At 72.5% G+C, this 14,886-nt stretch carries 14 protein-coding genes; 4 read left to right on the top strand and 10 right to left on the bottom strand.

Translation table 11 applies throughout. The features are described 5' to 3' along the window. Nucleotide 1 precedes the first annotated feature (1 nt). From acpS to ACFZBD_RS25615, 8 genes are all read right to left on the bottom strand, one after another. Nucleotides 2-457 (bottom strand): holo-ACP synthase, encoded by a 456-nt coding sequence (acpS, locus tag ACFZBD_RS25650; RefSeq protein WP_391143660.1) that lies wholly within the window; start codon nt 455-457, stop codon nt 2-4. Between the two features lies 1 nt (nt 458). Then, a complete protein-coding gene (locus ACFZBD_RS25645) occupies nt 459-1,346 on the bottom strand; it encodes a hypothetical protein (RefSeq protein WP_391143657.1) in 888 nt (295 codons plus the stop codon). 39 nt (nt 1,347-1,385) lie between these two features. Continuing rightward, a complete protein-coding gene (locus ACFZBD_RS25640) occupies nt 1,386-2,279 on the bottom strand; it encodes a diiron oxygenase (RefSeq protein ID WP_391143655.1) in 894 nt (297 codons plus the stop codon). A gap of 198 nt (nt 2,280-2,477) precedes the next feature. Then, nucleotides 2,478-3,521: a methyltransferase domain-containing protein gene (locus ACFZBD_RS25635; protein ID WP_391143652.1), complete on the bottom strand. Its 1,044-nt coding sequence runs from the start codon at nt 3,519-3,521 to the stop codon at nt 2,478-2,480. Then, nucleotides 3,518-4,360 (bottom strand): SAM-dependent methyltransferase, encoded by an 843-nt coding sequence (locus ACFZBD_RS25630; protein WP_391143649.1) that lies wholly within the window; start codon nt 4,358-4,360, stop codon nt 3,518-3,520. The genes ACFZBD_RS25635 and ACFZBD_RS25630 overlap by 4 nt, the downstream gene beginning before the upstream one ends. Before the next feature lie 92 nt (nt 4,361-4,452). Further along, entirely contained in the window at nt 4,453-4,989 is a 537-nt protein-coding gene (locus ACFZBD_RS25625; protein WP_391143646.1) for a MaoC/PaaZ C-terminal domain-containing protein, read from the bottom strand. A gap of 82 nt (nt 4,990-5,071) precedes the next feature. Then, nucleotides 5,072-6,295 carry an aminotransferase class I/II-fold pyridoxal phosphate-dependent enzyme gene (locus ACFZBD_RS25620; protein ID WP_391143642.1) on the bottom strand — a complete coding sequence of 408 codons (1,224 nt, stop codon included), beginning with the start codon at nt 6,293-6,295 and terminating at the stop codon, nt 5,072-5,074. 130 nt (nt 6,296-6,425) lie between these two features. After that, the gene (locus tag ACFZBD_RS25615) at nt 6,426-7,862 is read right to left on the bottom strand and encodes an MFS transporter (RefSeq protein WP_391143641.1); all 1,437 of its coding nucleotides are present in this window, start codon (nt 7,860-7,862) and stop codon (nt 6,426-6,428) included. A gap of 187 nt (nt 7,863-8,049) precedes the next feature. On the opposite strand from ACFZBD_RS25615, the gene ACFZBD_RS25610 reads away from it, so the two are divergent. The 3 genes from ACFZBD_RS25610 to ACFZBD_RS25600 all read left to right on the top strand — a co-directional run bounded on the left by ACFZBD_RS25610 (nt 8,050) and on the right by ACFZBD_RS25600 (nt 13,053). Beyond that, the gene (locus tag ACFZBD_RS25610) at nt 8,050-8,733 is read left to right on the top strand and encodes a hypothetical protein (RefSeq protein WP_391143638.1); all 684 of its coding nucleotides are present in this window, start codon (nt 8,050-8,052) and stop codon (nt 8,731-8,733) included. A 185-nt stretch (nt 8,734-8,918) separates the two neighbouring features. After that, on the top strand, nt 8,919-10,133 hold the full coding sequence (locus tag ACFZBD_RS25605) for a Cmx/CmrA family chloramphenicol efflux MFS transporter (RefSeq protein ID WP_391144366.1): 1,215 nt from the start codon (nt 8,919-8,921) through the stop codon (nt 10,131-10,133). 73 nt (nt 10,134-10,206) lie between these two features. Further along, nucleotides 10,207-13,053 (top strand): hypothetical protein, encoded by a 2,847-nt coding sequence (locus ACFZBD_RS25600; RefSeq protein WP_391143635.1) that lies wholly within the window; start codon nt 10,207-10,209, stop codon nt 13,051-13,053. On the opposite strand, the gene ACFZBD_RS25595 is transcribed toward ACFZBD_RS25600, so the two are convergent. Together ACFZBD_RS25595 and ACFZBD_RS25590 are read right to left on the bottom strand one after the other, a co-directional pair. Then, complete coding sequence (locus ACFZBD_RS25595; RefSeq protein ID WP_391144363.1) at nt 13,041-13,337, bottom strand: DUF4031 domain-containing protein; 297 nt, start codon at nt 13,335-13,337, stop codon at nt 13,041-13,043. The two genes, ACFZBD_RS25600 and ACFZBD_RS25595, sit on opposite strands and share 13 nt — an antisense overlap. 111 nt (nt 13,338-13,448) lie before the next feature. Continuing rightward, nucleotides 13,449-13,805: a hypothetical protein gene (locus tag ACFZBD_RS25590; protein ID WP_391143633.1), complete on the bottom strand. Its 357-nt coding sequence runs from the start codon at nt 13,803-13,805 to the stop codon at nt 13,449-13,451. Between the two features lie 99 nt (nt 13,806-13,904). On the opposite strand from ACFZBD_RS25590, the gene ACFZBD_RS25585 reads away from it, so the two are divergent. After that, nucleotides 13,905-14,849 carry an SIS domain-containing protein gene (locus ACFZBD_RS25585; protein WP_391143631.1) on the top strand — a complete coding sequence of 315 codons (945 nt, stop codon included), beginning with the start codon at nt 13,905-13,907 and terminating at the stop codon, nt 14,847-14,849. The last annotated feature ends 37 nt before the right edge of the window (nt 14,850-14,886 follow it).

The following is a 14,886-nucleotide window of genomic DNA, read 5'->3' as shown; positions in this document are numbered from 1 at the left end:
ATCAGCTGCTGCTGTTCGGGACGGAAGGTGTGGGGGGCGCGACGATGATCGGGGCGGCCACCGCGACCGCGTAGTCCACGTCGTGGCTGATGGAGACGGTGATCTCGGTGATCCCGGACTCGGCGGCCATCTCGGCGGCCGAGCGGTGCAGCTCCACCAGCGGCCAGCCGCCCTCGGAGCGCCGTACGACGATGTCCGGCCAGGGCAGGAACCTGCCCCGGACCCGGAGGGTCTTGAAAGCCGCCTCCTTGGCCGCGATCCGCCCGCACAGGCTCATGACGTCGAGCCCGGAGGCGGTACGGCAGTCGGCGAGTTCGCCGGGGGTGAGCATCCGCTCGAAGAACCGCTCGCCGTACTCGGCGAGGAGCCGGCGGACACGGGTGACGGACACGATGTCCATGCCGAGGTTCGCCCAGCCCAGACCGCCCGCCGGCGGGGCGACGGGTCGGGCCGGCACGTCAGACCACCGGCCCGGCCGCCACGCTCGCGTCGGCCCGCGTACGGGCGTTCGCGTCGAGGACCGCCTGCGTCGCCGCCGCCCAGTCGCCGTGGCGACGGGTCAGCGCGGACAGCCACCGCTCCAGACCGAACGCCACACAGCTCGTGAACGCCGGCCCGCCGCTCGACGCGAGCGAGATGTCGCAGCGTTCGCCGAAGAAGTTGCGGTGCGTGTTGACCGAGGCGATCGCCAGATCCTCGCAGAGGAACTCGTACTTCACCGGCGTCAGCCGCTGGAGCAGCGCCTTCGAACCGCCCTTGTCGAAGAACGGATCGCAGGCCGCCTCCCGGCGCAGCGGCAGCCCCAGCGCGCGGGCGAACGCCTCGATCCGGGCGGTGGACTCCGCCAGATGCGTCTCCGCGTGCTCACGGGCGCCGATGGCGACGATCTCCCGCATACGGAAACCCAGCTGCCGGCGCATGCCCTCGTAATGCGTCTCCTTGCGGAAGCACCACGAACACACCGTCACCAGCGTGTCGTCGGCGACGCTCCGCCCCTGATGGTCCAGGTAGACGGCGTAACAGGACGCCGAGGGCAGCCCGAGCGCGGCGGGTTCGAGCGCGTCGCACGGAAAGCAGCCGGTGTCCGAACAGAAGGCGGACGTCTCGCGGCGCTCCAGATCGAGCGGGGCGGCGACGACGGCCTGGTGCGGGAAGTTGTCGTAGTAGTCGAGCCGGGCCAGATCGGCGGTCGGCAGCAGCGGAGGCATGGTCATCGGGCGGGCGCCCGCCGCCACGCCCCAGCCCTCGAAGGTGTCGTCGAGAAGCCGCAGCAGAGCGGTCGCCTCGGGACCGAGGGACGGCAGGCCCCTCGTCTCCCCGGCACTCGCGGGGGTCGTCACGGTCATGGTGGTTTCACCTCTCGGGGTACGACGGTCCGGCGGCCGTCAGACGACGGGCAGGGTGTCGTCGGAGAAGATCCCGGTCTTCAGGAAGAAGGCGAGCGGCTTGCGGATCGCCTTGCGCTCGAAGGGACGGCGGCGCTCGTCGGCGACGAGGGCGTTCCGCAGGGCCAGCGGATCCGGGACGCCGGCGTCCCGGTACACGTGCGGGTTGTAGAGCGAGTTGATGCTGTAGACGACGTACCGCTTCAGGTACGCCTCCACCTCCGCGACCCGGGCGGCCGGCACCGCCTCCCGCATCCGGGTGAAGAGCAGCGAGACCAGCTCACGGCCGAAGGCGATGTGACGGGACTCGTCCTGGTGGTGGATGCGGTTGACCTCACGGATGGTGTGGCACAGGGAATCGTCCTGCGCCATCCGCATGTTGTAGTGGTCGACCAGCTCCTCGAAGAACAGGATCCGGGCGAAGACCAGGAAGTTCTCCACCTCCGGCTCCCACGCGGAATCCGCCCGCATGGCCGTCGAGCCGTAGATCTTGTTGCCGTAGCGGCGGCAGAACTCGGCGAAGAACCACACGTGCTCGTTCTCCTCACCGATGAAGTGGTGGAAGAAGTCCGAGGGCACCTCGAAACCCGGCATGTGGATCCGGCCGACGACCTCGATCAGCAGCTCGCGGATGCCGTGCACGTTGAGGCTGTAGAAGTTGATCGACTCCCACTTCGACAGCCTCCGGATCGTCTCCTCACCCAGCTCGTCGTAGTGCTCAGTGCCGTAGACGGTGAGCAGCTCCGGCGTCATCCACAGCTGTTTCTCGTCCAGCCGGTCGGGCCAGTCGAACTGCTGGTAGGGGTTGTAGTACTCCTCGATGGAGCGGGAGCTCAGCCGCTCCAGGACTTCCATGAAACGGTCGGTGACGGGCAAGGGGGCACTGACGCCCATATTCGGTCTCCTTCTTTCTTTGGGGCTCGGTTCGCCTCCGGGCGCCTTTGTGCGTGCGTCGACGGTCGATCGTGCTCGGCCGCTCGTACCTCGCGGCCTGTGCGCGTTCTCCCTTTCGACGCCCGCGGCGCCCTTCGGCTCACTCGCCCGAGGCGTACGGGGCGGGCGGCGGCAACCGTGGGGCGGGGTTCCGGTGCGTCAGGGACGGACCTCGTAGACGGCGTTGACCGGGGTCTCCGTCGCGCGGCGCCAGCGGGTGAAGCCGGCCTCCTCCGCGATGGCGCGGAACGCCTTCTCGCCGGAGTGGTTGCCGAGCGCGTGCGGGCCGCGCTGGGCCACCGCGACGGGCAGGCACATGACGGCCGACAGGGCCATGAACATGCGCGCGGCCGGCGTACGGGTGTCGATGTCGGCCGGGGAGACGTTCGACTCCACCAGCATCCAGGTGCCCTCGGCGTCCAGGGACGTGCGGACGTGCCGGGCGGCCGCGACCGGGTCGCCCATGTCGTGCAGGGCGTTGAAGAAGGTGACCAGGTCGTAGCCGGTGCCGGGATAGTCGTCCGCCGACGCGACCTCGAAGACGACCCGGTCGGAGAGGCCGGCCTCCTCGGCGAGCTGCCGGGCGAGGGAGACGGCCTCCTCGGAGTAGTCGAAGCCGTGGACGGTGGCCCGCGGGAACGCCTGGGCGATCAGCAGTGTCGTGTGCCCGACACCGCAGCCGACGTCGGCGACCGTGCCGCCCGCGGCGAGCTTGTCGGTGACCCCGTGGAGCGCGGGCAGCCAGTCCGGGACCAGCTTGTGCTCGTAGGTGGGCTGGAAGAAGGAGCCCATCCCGGTGTCCAGGGCCGCGTCGTGCTCGGCCCAGCCGACGCCGTCCCCCGTGCGGTACGCCTCCACGAGCAGGTCCTCGGTCGCGTACAGCGCCTTGAGGGCCGTGAAGAACCCGGCGGCGAAGGTGACGGCCTTCGGGTCGGCCAGGACCTCGACGTGGTCGGCGGGCAGGGTGTACGTCGCCGCGCTCGGGTGGCGCTCGACGTAGCCGGCGGAGAGCTGGGCGTGCAGCCACTCCTCGATGTACCGCTCGTGGGTGCCGGTCTTCCCGGCGAGCTGTCCGGCGGTCAGCGGACCGTGCTCGGCGAGGCACCGGTACAGCCCGAGCCGCTCGCCGAGGGCGACGGTTAGACCGCGCACGGCGGCCCCGGCGTCGGTGATGACCTGCTGGTGGAACGCGTGGGCGCTCATGCGGTCCGCTCCTCGCCGTGGGTGGGGAGATCGCAGGTGAAGAGGAAGGACCGGGGCACGCGCGGCACCGTCCGGGGCGGGACGGGGTAGGGCCAGCGGTCGAAGTCGGCGCCCTCCTCACCGGGCTGCCTGACCTCGCGCACCTCCCAGCCGCAGGCGGCGAGCAGCGCCTCGGGCTCCTCGGTGCCGAAGAGCCACGGGTTGCCGTCCTCGCGCAGCGCGCTGAGGAACGGGCGGGACAGCGGGTTCTCCAGGGCGGCCTTGGAGATGACGTCGCCGAGCAGCACGGAGCCGGGCGCGGCGTGCGCGGAGAGCGTGGAGATCAGGGTCCGTACCGCCTCTTCCGGCAGGAAGAACAGCAGGCCCTCGACCACCCACAGGACGGGCTCGTCGCTCTTCCATCCGGCCTCCTTCAGGGGGCCGGTCCAGTCCTGGGTCAGGTCGACCGGCACGGTGATCCGGGTGCGGCCCGCGGGCGGCGCCTCGTCGGCCAGCATCGCGGCCTTGGCCTCCAGGAGGGCCGGGCGGTCGAGTTCGTAGACGGTGACGCCGTCGGGCCAGGGGAGGCGGAAGAAGCGGGTGTCCATGCCGGCGGCGAGGAAGACGACCTGGCGGATGCCCCGCTCCTCGACCGCCTTGACGATCGCCCGGTCCAGATAGGTGGTGCGGATGGCGAGGAACGGCACGGTGCCGGCCCCGGCGTAGCGCTCCAGCAGCTCGAAGCCGATCCGGTCGGCGACGGTGCGCGCGTAGGGATCGGCGAACAGCCGGTCCTCGCGCTCGGTCTCCAGGGCGCGCGCGGCGGCGGTCCACTGGGCGGTGCGGGATACGGCCTCCACAGGAGGTCCCCCTTCATTCGGTTGACGAAAGAGACGTGCGGCCGGCGGAGAGACGGACGGCCGTGTCCGGCCGGGGAGGGGCGCCGGACGGGTCAGGCGCTCATGACCGGTGCGCAGTTCTTCGTACGGGCACACGCGACGGGGTCCTCGGCCGCGGGCATCGACGACAGATGGTCGGCGTCGGCGTCGGCGGGGCGCCGCCGGAAGATGCTGTGCAGGATCATGCTGAACACGGCCGTCCCGTCGGCGGCCACCAGCGTGCACCGCGGCTTGACGGTGCCGGTGGCGGGGTTGAACGGCGACGGAGTGGAGCCGAGGATCTCCACCCGGGCGGTGAGGACGTCCCCCGGGCGTACGGGGCGCAGATAGCGGACCTCGTCGATGCCGGGCGAGCCCGTGCAGGCGCTGTAGGCGAGCAGCCCGTCGACATAGCGCCGCATGAACATCGCCTGCGTGTGGAAACCGCTCGCGATCAGTCCGCCGAACGGCGAACGGGCCGCGAGATCGGGGTCCGTGTGGAAGGGCTGCGGATCGAAGCGCCTGCCGAACTCCAGCACCTCCTCGGCGGTGACGGTGACGGTGCCCAGTTCATGGACGTCGCCGGGCCGGAAGTCCTCGAAGTAGCGCATCGTGCGGCCCCCTTGACCTGAAGGTGGTCGTTCCCAGTCGTTCCCTGGCATCACCCAATCTACGAATCGCTCATTTATTTTGTCAACCCAAAAGAAGACTTCTGTGGCCCCAACCGCCCGGCCGTTCACCGGTGTCGTCGCACAGGGCCCGCTCGACGTCGCTCCAGAGGTCCTCCACGCCCTCGATGCCGACGGACATCCGCACCAGGCCGGGCCCTATGCCCGCCGCGGCGAGGGCGTCCGCGTCCAGTTCGCGGTGGGAGGTGGACGCCGGGTGGGTCACCAGCGTCTCCACCCCGCCGAGGGAGAGCGCGAGCCGGGCGATCCGTACCCGCTCGATGAACGCCCGGCCCGCCTCCCGGCCGCCGGTGAGCTCGAAGGAGAGCATCCCGCCGCCCCCGGAGAGCACCGTGCGCGCGGTGGCGTACGACGGGTGGCCGGGCAGCCAGGGGTAGTGGACGGCCGCCACGTCCGCACGGGCGGCGAGCCGTTCGGCGAGGACGGCCGCGTTCGCGCAGTGCTCCCGTACCCGCAGGGGCAGCGTCGCCAGGCCGCGCAGGGTCAGCCAGGCGGCGAACGGGTCCGCGCAGGCGCCCAGTTCGACGGTGCGCGGCCAGACCGCGCGACGCAGCTCGTCGTCCGCGAAGACGGCGGCGCCGCCGAGGACGTCCGAGTGGCCGGAGAGGTACTTGGTGGTGGAGTGGACGACGATGTCGGCGCCGAGCTCCAACGGGCGGCAGAGCACGGGCGAGGCCAGGGAGTTGTCGACCACGCCGGTGACCCCGAGCCGGCGGGCGGCGGCCAGCAGACCGGGCAGGTCGGGCACCCGGCCGGTGGGGTTGGCGATGGTCTCCAGCATCAGGAGCCGGGTGCGGGGCCGCCGCGCGGCCTCCTCGAACTCGGCGACGTCGTCGCCGGAGACGGCGGTGACCTCGATCCCGTACCGCTCGGCGAGGTCCGACAGGACCGCGTACGTCCCGCCGTACAGACAGCGCTGGGCGACGACGTGGTCACCGGGGCGCAGCAGGGCGAGCAGCACCCCGCTGATCGCGCCCATCCCGGACGCGAAGGCGAGGGCGGACGCGCCGCCTTCGAGACCGGCGAGGGTCTTCTCCAGGGCGCGTACGGTCGGGTTGCCGCGTCTGCCGTAGACAAACGGGCCGTCGGGGCCGGCCATGGCCTCGGCGAGCGCGTCGGCCGAGTCGAAGGCGAAGGCCGAGGACTGCACGAGGGGGACGGAGAGCGGGCGGCTGCCGGGGTCGGGCGGGTCGTCGACGACGTGGACGGCTCGGGTGCTGATGTCCATCTTCATTCCTCCCGGAGGGCGGACGTGAGGTAAGGGCGTACGGCGGCGGGCGGACGGAAAAGGGGTCGCCCGACGTCCGTCGTGGACATCGGGCGACCCCTGGATGTGCAGGGCGGACGCCCCGCGTGGGTCACACGGAAGCCTTCTCGCCCTGCGGTGCGGGCGCGGCGGCGGCGGAGGCGAGGGACGTGTCGGACTTCATGACGAGGAGGGTGACGACACCGCCGACGGCGGCGATGACCGCGGCGCCGATGAAGGCGGCGGAGAAGCCGTCGGTGAGGGCGGGCAGGTCGCCGAGTCTGTCGGCACCCTGGGACATGGCGACGGCGGTCAGCGCGGCGAGACCGAGCGCGGAACCGACGTTGTAGGTGGTGTTGACGATGCCGGAGGCGAGGCCGGCCTGCTCCTGCGGGGCGCCGGACATGGCGGCGATCATCGCCGGGATGTAGGCGAGGGACATGCCGAGCGCGGCCACCAGGGAGGCGGGCAGGACGTCGACGAGGAAGGTGCCGGTCGGCGGGACGGCCGCCAGCCAGACCAGGCCGGCCGCGAGGACCAGCAGACCGCCGGCGATGAGCGGCTTGGCGCCGAACCGGCCCATGAGGCGGGCGGTGATGGCCGTCATGAAGATCATCAGCAGGACGGTCATGGGGAGCAGGGCGGCACCGGACTCGAAGGCGCCGTAGCCCAGGACCTGCTGGAGGTAGAGGTTGAGGAAGTACCACATGGGGATCCAGGCGGCGCCGAGCAGCGTCATGGCCAGGTTGGCCGAGCCCAGGCGCGGGACCCGCCACACGCTGAGCGGCATGAGCGGCTCGCGGACGGACTTCTGGATGACGAAGAAGAGGACGAGCAGCACGGCGGCGGCGGCCAGCTGGAGGACCGTGCCGGTGGAGCCCCAGCCGGTCTCGGGGGCGCGGACCACGGCGAAGACGGCGAGCGCGAGGCCGGCGGTGACGGCGACGGCGCCGAGGACGTCGACGGAGCCGCGGCGGGCGGCCACGTCGGGCAGCAGCCTGGTCGCGGCGAGGGTGGCGAGGCCGATCGGGATGTAGATGATGAAGACCCACTGCCAGCTCATCCACTCGGTGAAGACACCGCCGAGGAAGACGCCCGCGGTGCCGCCGGCGGGGGCGGCGGCACCGTAGAGGGCCATCGCCTTGCCGAGCTCCTTCGGGTCGTGCATGAAGAGCATCATCAGGAGCGTCATGGCGGAGGGCGCGATGAGCGCCCCGCCGACGCCCTGGACGGCGCGGCCGACGATCTCCACCCAGGCGGTCTGCGCGGCGGCGGCGACGACCGAGCCGACGATCATGACGGCCCAGCCGGTGACGAAGATCCTGCGGGCTCCGACGAGGTCGGAGAGGCGGCCGCCGAGGAGCAGGAGTCCGCCGAAGACGATGACGTAGGCGTTGAAGATCCACTGGAGCTCGCTCTGCGAGAAGCCCAGGTCCTTCTGCATCTCGGGGAGGGCGACGCCGATGATCGACGTGTCCATGATGACCATGAACTGGGCGGCGGCGAGCACGACAAGTGCCCACCAACGCCGGGGATTGACGGTTGACATTGCCCTGCTCCTTCGCTCGCACATACCCCTAGGGGGTACCTTCGCGGAGCACCGTAGCATACCCATGGGGGGTATGTAAGGGCGCTGCGGGAGCGCGGTCGGACGGCGCCCTTCCGTGCGGCGCGAAGCCGCCGGGCCGGTGGCGCGAGACGGCCTCGCGGGCAGGGGGAGGCGGCACAATGCCCGTATGACCGCCGAAGAAGAGCACGCCGAGCACGCCCCCGACCCCGAGCTGCTCCAGCGCTGGACCTCGACGCTGCGCGCGGCCCGGGCCGGCCGCGAAGGCCCCGACCCCCTCCCGTACGGCCTGAACCTGCTGGCCCGTTGGGCCGAGCCGCAGCGCGCGTACCACACGGTCGACCACCTGCGGGCGGTCCTCGACCGCATCGACGAACTCGCCGACCTGGGCGGAGAGGGCGGCGAACTCGAACTGGTTCGGCTGGCGGCCTGGTTCCACGACGCGGTCTACCGCCCGGACCGCTCCGAGAACGAGGAACGCTCGGCGGCCCTGGCCGAAAAGGCCCTCACGGAAGCCGGCCTCACCGCTCACGAGGTGGCGGAGGTGGCCCGCCTGGTACGCCTGACGATCACGCACGACCCGGCGGACGGCGACATCAACGGCGAACTCCTCTGCGACGCCGACCTCGCGATCCTGGCGAGCGCCCCGGATACCTACGCGGGGTATGCGAGGGCGGTCCGCACGGAGTACGCCTTCGTCCCGGACCCCGCCTTCCGCGAAGGCCGCGCAGCGGTCCTGCGCCACCTCCTCTCCCTCCCCCGCCTCTTCCGCACCCCGTACGGCGCGGCGGCCTGGGAGTCGAAGGCCCGGGCGAACCTGGAGTCGGAACTGAAGGAGCTGACGGAGGCCTGACGCGGGGGCGGCCGGCACATCCCGACCGACGTCCGCCGCCCCCGGGCCCCCGTCCACATGGCAAGACACCCCGCGCCCCAGGAATGTCAGGCACAACCACCCCGTTGACACATGTCATGCCGTCTTCCTCCGCCGAGACCACGACACCGCCCGATCCCGACCCCGCCCCCACCGCCCCCGCGCGGATGCCCCTGGCCGTGTACATCCTCGGGCTGTCCGTCTTCGCGCTCGGGACGAGCGAGTTCATGCTGTCCGGGCTGCTGCCGCCCATCGCCGAGGACATGGGGGTCTCCATCCCCCGCGCCGGGCTGCTCATATCCGCCTTCGCCATCGGCATGGTCGTCGGCGCCCCGCTGCTCGCCGTCGCCACCCTGCGGCTGCCCCGCAAGACGACCCTCGTCGCCCTGATCACCCTCTTCGGCCTCGGCCAGGTCGCGGGCGCGCTGGCGCCGAGTTACGGCGTGCTCTTCGCCTCCCGGGTGGTGAGCGCCCTCGCCTGCGCCGGCTTCTGGGCCGTCGGGGCCGCCGTCGCCATCGCGATGGTGCCGGTCGGCTCCCGCGCCAAGGCGATGGCCGTCATGATCGGCGGTCTCTCCATTGCCAACGTCCTCGGCGTCCCGGCCGGCGCCTTCCTCGGCGAGCACCTCGGCTGGCGCGCCGCGTTCTGGGCGGTCGGCGCGGCCTCGGCCATCGCGCTCGTCGGCGTCGTGACCCGCATCCCGCACATCCCGCCGCCCGCGACGCGGCCCCGGCTCAAGGGCGAGCTGGTCATCTACCGCGACCGCCAGGTCCTGCTCTCCGTCGTGGTCACCGCGCTCGCCGCCGGCGGCGTCTTCTGCGCGTTCTCGTACCTGGCGCCGGTGATCACGGACGTCGCCGGGATCGACGCCCGCTGGGTCTCCGCGATCCTCGGCCTCTTCGGCATCGGCGCCCTCATCGGCACGTACATCGGCGGCCGCGTCGCCGACGCGCACCTCTTCGGGGTGCTGCTCAGCGGCATCACCGCGTCCACGCTCTTCCTGGTCGCCCTGGCCCTCTTCGCCTCCAGCCCGGCCGCCACGATCGTGCTCGCCTTCCTGCTGGGCGTCTCCGCCTTCTACACCGCCCCGGCCCTCAACGCCCGCATGTTCAACCTGGCCGGCGCCGCCCCCACCCTCGCGGGCGCCACGACCACCGCCGCCTTCAACCTCGGCAACACCGGCGGCCCCTGGCTCGGCGGCACCGTCATCGACGCGGACCTCGGCTTCGCGGCGACGGCCTGGGCAGGCGCCGCGATGACCGTCGTGGCCCTGGCGGCGGTCACCCTCTCCCTGCGCCTGACCCGCCGCACCCCGGCCCCCGGCCACGTCGTCGCCTCCTCCGCCTCCCGGCCGGAGGCGACCATGGCCCGGGTGGACTGACTCCCGACCACCCCGCGACCCGCTCATGGGCGTGTGCGACGATCATGCGTCGTTCACACCCATGGGGGGGTTCATGCCAAGGGCATCGGCGTCCGCGAGACGCCCCGTTTCCGCCGTCATCGTCTCTCTGCTCGCCGTCCTCGGGACGTTTCTCCTGCCGGCCGGGACCGCCTCCGCGCGGCCGGCGGCCGAAGAGTGCGTGCCCGTCGCCGAGGGCCGGCACGCGGGCGAGTTCACCACAGCCGGACAGGCCCTCTGCCTGGAGCTGCCCAGCCCACAGGGCGCCCGCCTCGCGGCCCTGACCTCCCGCGGCGGCGCCGGCGTCCGTACCGCGGTCCAGGTCGTCGACGCCAACGGCACCGCCCAGTGCACGGAGAGCGCGCTCTCGTCCGGATCGTGCGCCCTGACCGGCACCGCGCCGTTCCGCGCCCAGGTCCGTGCCGTCGACGCCGCGGAGACCGGCGCGTACGGCGTCCACTTTGTCCGTACGGACGCCCCCCAGCCCGGTTGCCAGGTGCTGCCTGCCGGCACCTTCGCCGACGACTCCGCCGCTGTACGGATGGCCACCGGCGACGGTGTGTTCTCGCACTGCCTGACCATCCCGGCGGACGCCCACGCCACCGCCGAGCTGTTCCGGTTCCGGTACGCCTTCCCGGACGACCGGGACCTCTTCCCGGACTACGTGATGCGGCTGATCGACACCGACGGCAACGGCGCGGAGTGCTACACACACCCGACGCCGGGCCAGCAGCTCCGCACCGATGTCCTCAGCAGCTGCTCGCTCGACCCGGGCAAGGCGTACACCCTGCTGCTGGAAGGCCAGGACGCGCCCGCCACACACACCGTCGTCCACCGCGACGTGAGCGCCACGGCGGAGGGCTGCGCCGGCTCCTCAGCGACCGCCATCGGGGCCCCGGCCGTCCAGGCCGCCTCGGGGGAGAACGGCACGCTGCGCTGCCACCGCGTCACGACGAACGCCGCGACGGACCGTCTCTCCATCGACGTGCGCGACGAGGAGAACAGCACCCACACCCTTGTCATGAACGCCGAGGGCCGCGTCACGTGCTGGTTCGAGACCCAGGCGTGTGTGGCCACCGGCTCCACCGGCTACCAGGTCGTCACCCAGGCACCGGAGGGCTGGTCCCTTCCCGAGTCGTACCGCCTCGACGCCTGGCGGACCTTCTCGTCCGCGGGTCTGGCTCCCGAGTGCCCCCGGGCCGGGGCCTTCGCCGCCGGCTGGGGGCCGGTGACCGGCGCCCTGTCGGAGGAGCGCACCGCGGCGTGCGTCGTGGTGCCCACCGTGGCCGGAGACCGCTTCACGGCCCGCGTCACGGCCACCGACGGCGGGACGTCTCCCGCGCGGCACACGCTGTACGGCAGTCAAGGCCAGCAGCGCAACCACGTGTCGGAGTACACGGCCGACGGCCAGACCCTCTTCGTCCTCTCCCTGCCGGACGGCACCGACCGGACCGCCTACCGCGCCGCCCTCACCTGCGTCGACGCACCCTGCGGCACCGAGAACCCGACCGTCGGCACGGTCACCCCCGGCACCGTCCCGAGCGGTACGGTCGCGACCCTCACCGTGCAGGGAACCGCGCTTAGCATGGGCAACACGGTCAAGCTGACCGGCGGCCCGGCACCGCTGACGGCCACCACCGTCTCGGTCTCCGAGGACGCGCGGACCCTGAAGGCGACGGTCGACCTGCGCACGGCACCGGCCGGGACCTGGTCCCTCGGCGTCCTGGCGTACGGCAAGGAGTACGCGCGCGGCTCGCTGACGGTGACACCGGCCGCCACCGGGCACGGCACCTACAAGCCGGTCACCCCGACCCGGCTGATGGACACCCGCAGCGGCCTCGGCGTCCCCCAGGGCAAGGTCGGCCCGGGTGCCACCGTCACCCTCCAGGTGACGGGCAAGGCCGGCATCCCGGCCGCCGGCGTCACCGCCGTGGTCCTCAACGTCACGGCCACCGGCCCCACCTCCGCCGGCTTCGTCTCCGTCCACCCCGACGGCACCACCCGCACCAGCGCATCGAACCTCAACTTCACGGCCGGCCAGACCATCCCCAACCTGGTCGTCGTACCGGTGGTGAACGGCAGGGTCAGCTTCTACAACCGCGCCGGGTCGGTCGACCTCCTCGCGGACGTGGCGGGCTACTACACCACCGACGGGACCGGCTCCACGTACCGGCCGGTCACGCCCACCCGGCTGATGGACACCCGCGCCGGCCTCGGCGTCCCCAAGGCCAGGATCGGCCCGGCCGGTACGGTGACGCTCCAGGTCGCGGGGATCTCCGGCATCCCGGCGGCCGGGGTCACCGCCGTCGTCCTCAACGTCACGGCCACCGGCCCTACGGCGACGAGCTTCGTCTCCGTGTACCCGAACGGCACCGCCCGCACGAGCGCGTCCAACCTCAACTTCACGGCCGGGAAGACGATCCCCAACCTGGTGGTCGTCCCCGTCGTGAACGGCAAGGTGAGCTTCTACAACCACTCCGGCTCCGTGGACCTGCTGGCCGACGTCGCCGGTTACTACACCACCGACGGCACCGGATCCACGTACAAGGCGGTCACGCCCACCCGGCTGATGGACACCCGCGCCGGGCTCGGCGTCCCCGCCGCCAAGGTCGGGCCCGGCGGCACGGTGAGCCTCCAGGTCGCGGGGAAGCCCGGCATCCCGGCCGCGGGGGTCACCGCCGTCGTCCTCAACGTCACGGCCACCGGCCCGACCTCGGCGAGCTTCGTGTCGGTGTACCCGGACGGGACGACCCGTACCAGCGCGTCGAACCTCAACTTCACCGCGGGCCAGACGATCCCCAACCTGGTGGTCGTGCCCGTCGTCAACGGAAAGGTCGCCTTCTACAACCGGGCGGGGTCGGTCGACCTCCTCGCCGACGTGGCCGGTTACTACACGTCGTAACGCGGGAGGTCCTCCCCCGGCGCCGGCCGGCCCTTCGGCCGGCGCAGGCCCGCCTCCGTGATCCGGCGGACGAGTTCCTTGGAACCGACCTCGATGGCGCCCGCCGCCACCGCCTCGGCGTACCGGTCCGACGGGATGTCGTAGTGGTCGCGCTCGAAGGCGCGGGGCGGGGCGCCGATCGAGGCGGCGAAGGCGTGCAGCTCGTCATGCGAGACGTCGCTGACGAGGTGCGACCACATACGGCCGTGGCCAGGCCAGGTCGGCGGGTCGATGTAGAGGGCCACCTCAGCCACCCGCCGACGGAGCCGGCACGCCGAGGGCCCCGGCCCCCGCCGCACGGGCGCGGACGCGGACGCGGGTGATCGTGGCCGCCGTCGTTCCGCCGGGGCCGCCGCTCACGTCAGTCCGCCGACCGGGGCCACGACCACGCCCGCCTTGCCGCAGACCCAGTGCGGGTCCGGCCCCAGCTCCGGCTCCACGTCCAGGGCGTGCGGGTCGCCCGAGGAGCAGACCGGGCAGATCGGCCAGCGGCCGTGCCGCTCCAGGATCGCGTCCTGCACGTCCTGGGCGACGAGCCCGGCGACGTACGTGATGCCCTCGGGCCACTGCTCCACCCACCACCGCCGGTGGGTCACCGCGTCCTCGACCATCGAGACCACCTCCGCCGCGGCGACCTCACGTGCCGCCAGATCGGCGAGAATCAGGGCGCGGGCCGTGTGCAGCGCCTGCTCCAGGCGGTCGATGTCGTCCATGGACTCATTGTCACCCCACACGCCCCGACGGCGAAGGTCCTCCGCATCCGGACCGAGCAGGGTCTTGACGCTCCCCCGGACCGAAAATATCTTTCAGAGGTGACCAATGACGTGAAGGAAATTTTCAGCGGCGGCTCCGGGACAGCGCCCGCGCCCGGCAACGCCCCGCCCGCGCCCGCCGCTCTCGCGGCCAAGGTGCGGACCCTCGCGCCGTCCATGACCCGCTCCATGCAGCGGGTCGCCGAGGCCGTCGCCGGCGACCCGGCCGGCTGCGCCGCCCTCACGGTCACCGGCCTCGCCGAGCTCACCGGCACCAGCGAGGCCACCGTCGTGCGCACCGCCCGGCTCCTCGGCTACCCCGGCTACCGCGACCTGCGGCTCGCCCTCGCCGGCCTCGCCGCCCAGCAGCAGTCCGGACGCGCGCCCTCCGTCACCGCCGACATCACGGTCGACGATCCGGTGGCGGACGTCGTCGCCAAGCTCGCCTACGACGAGCAGCAGACGCTCGCGGACACCGCGGCCGGACTCGACACCGTCCAGCTCGGCGCGGCCGTCGCCGCCCTCGCCACCGCCCGCCGCATCGACATCTACGGCGTCGGCGCCTCCGGCCTCGTCGCCCAGGACCTCGGCCAGAAGCTCCTCCGGATCGGCCTGCTCGCCCACGCGCACAGCGACCCGCACCTCGCCGTCACCAACGCCGTGCAGCTGCGCTCGGGCGACGTCGCCCTCGCGATCACCCACTCCGGTTCCACCGGCGACGTCATCGAACCCCTCCGCGTCGCCTTCGACCACGGCGCCACCACCGTCGCGATCACCGGCCGCCCGGACGGGCCCGTCACGCAGTACGCCGACCACATACTCACGACCTCCACCGCCCGCGAGAGCGAACTGCGCCCCGCCGCCATGTCCTCGCGTACGAGCCAGCTCCTCGTCGTGGACTGCCTGTTCACCTGCGTCACCCAGCGGACCTACGAGACGGCGGCACCGGCGCTCGCGGCCTCGTACGAAGCCCTCGCCCACCGCCACTCCCCCCGCACCCGCTGACCCACCCCGGCCCCGCACCCCGCACCCCGCTGAACCA

It is taken from the genome of Streptomyces sp. NPDC008121 (assembly GCF_042957155.1).
GTDB lineage: Bacteria > Actinomycetota > Actinomycetes > Streptomycetales > Streptomycetaceae > Streptomyces.
This window is presented reverse-complemented; position numbering and strand designations above follow the sequence as displayed.

Excerpts from the sequence above, each read along its gene's own strand:
- ACFZBD_RS25645 (WP_391143657.1), bottom strand. The coding sequence starts at position 1,346 with ATGACCGTGACGACCCCCGCGAGTGCCGGGGAGACGAGGGGCCTGCCG.
- ACFZBD_RS25640 (WP_391143655.1), bottom strand. The coding sequence starts at position 2,279 with ATGGGCGTCAGTGCCCCCTTGCCCGTCACCGACCGTTTCATGGAAGTC.
- ACFZBD_RS25635 (WP_391143652.1), bottom strand. The coding sequence starts at position 3,521 with ATGAGCGCCCACGCGTTCCACCAGCAGGTCATCACCGACGCCGGGGCC.
- ACFZBD_RS25625 (WP_391143646.1), bottom strand. The coding sequence starts at position 4,989 with ATGCGCTACTTCGAGGACTTCCGGCCCGGCGACGTCCATGAACTGGGC.
- ACFZBD_RS25620 (WP_391143642.1), bottom strand. The coding sequence starts at position 6,295 with ATGGACATCAGCACCCGAGCCGTCCACGTCGTCGACGACCCGCCCGAC.
- ACFZBD_RS25615 (WP_391143641.1), bottom strand. The coding sequence starts at position 7,862 with ATGTCAACCGTCAATCCCCGGCGTTGGTGGGCACTTGTCGTGCTCGCC.
- ACFZBD_RS25610 (WP_391143638.1), top strand. The coding sequence starts at position 8,050 with ATGACCGCCGAAGAAGAGCACGCCGAGCACGCCCCCGACCCCGAGCTG.
- ACFZBD_RS25605 (WP_391144366.1), top strand. The coding sequence starts at position 8,919 with ATGCCCCTGGCCGTGTACATCCTCGGGCTGTCCGTCTTCGCGCTCGGG.
- ACFZBD_RS25600 (WP_391143635.1), top strand. The coding sequence starts at position 10,207 with ATGCCAAGGGCATCGGCGTCCGCGAGACGCCCCGTTTCCGCCGTCATC.
- ACFZBD_RS25590 (WP_391143633.1), bottom strand. The coding sequence starts at position 13,805 with ATGGACGACATCGACCGCCTGGAGCAGGCGCTGCACACGGCCCGCGCC.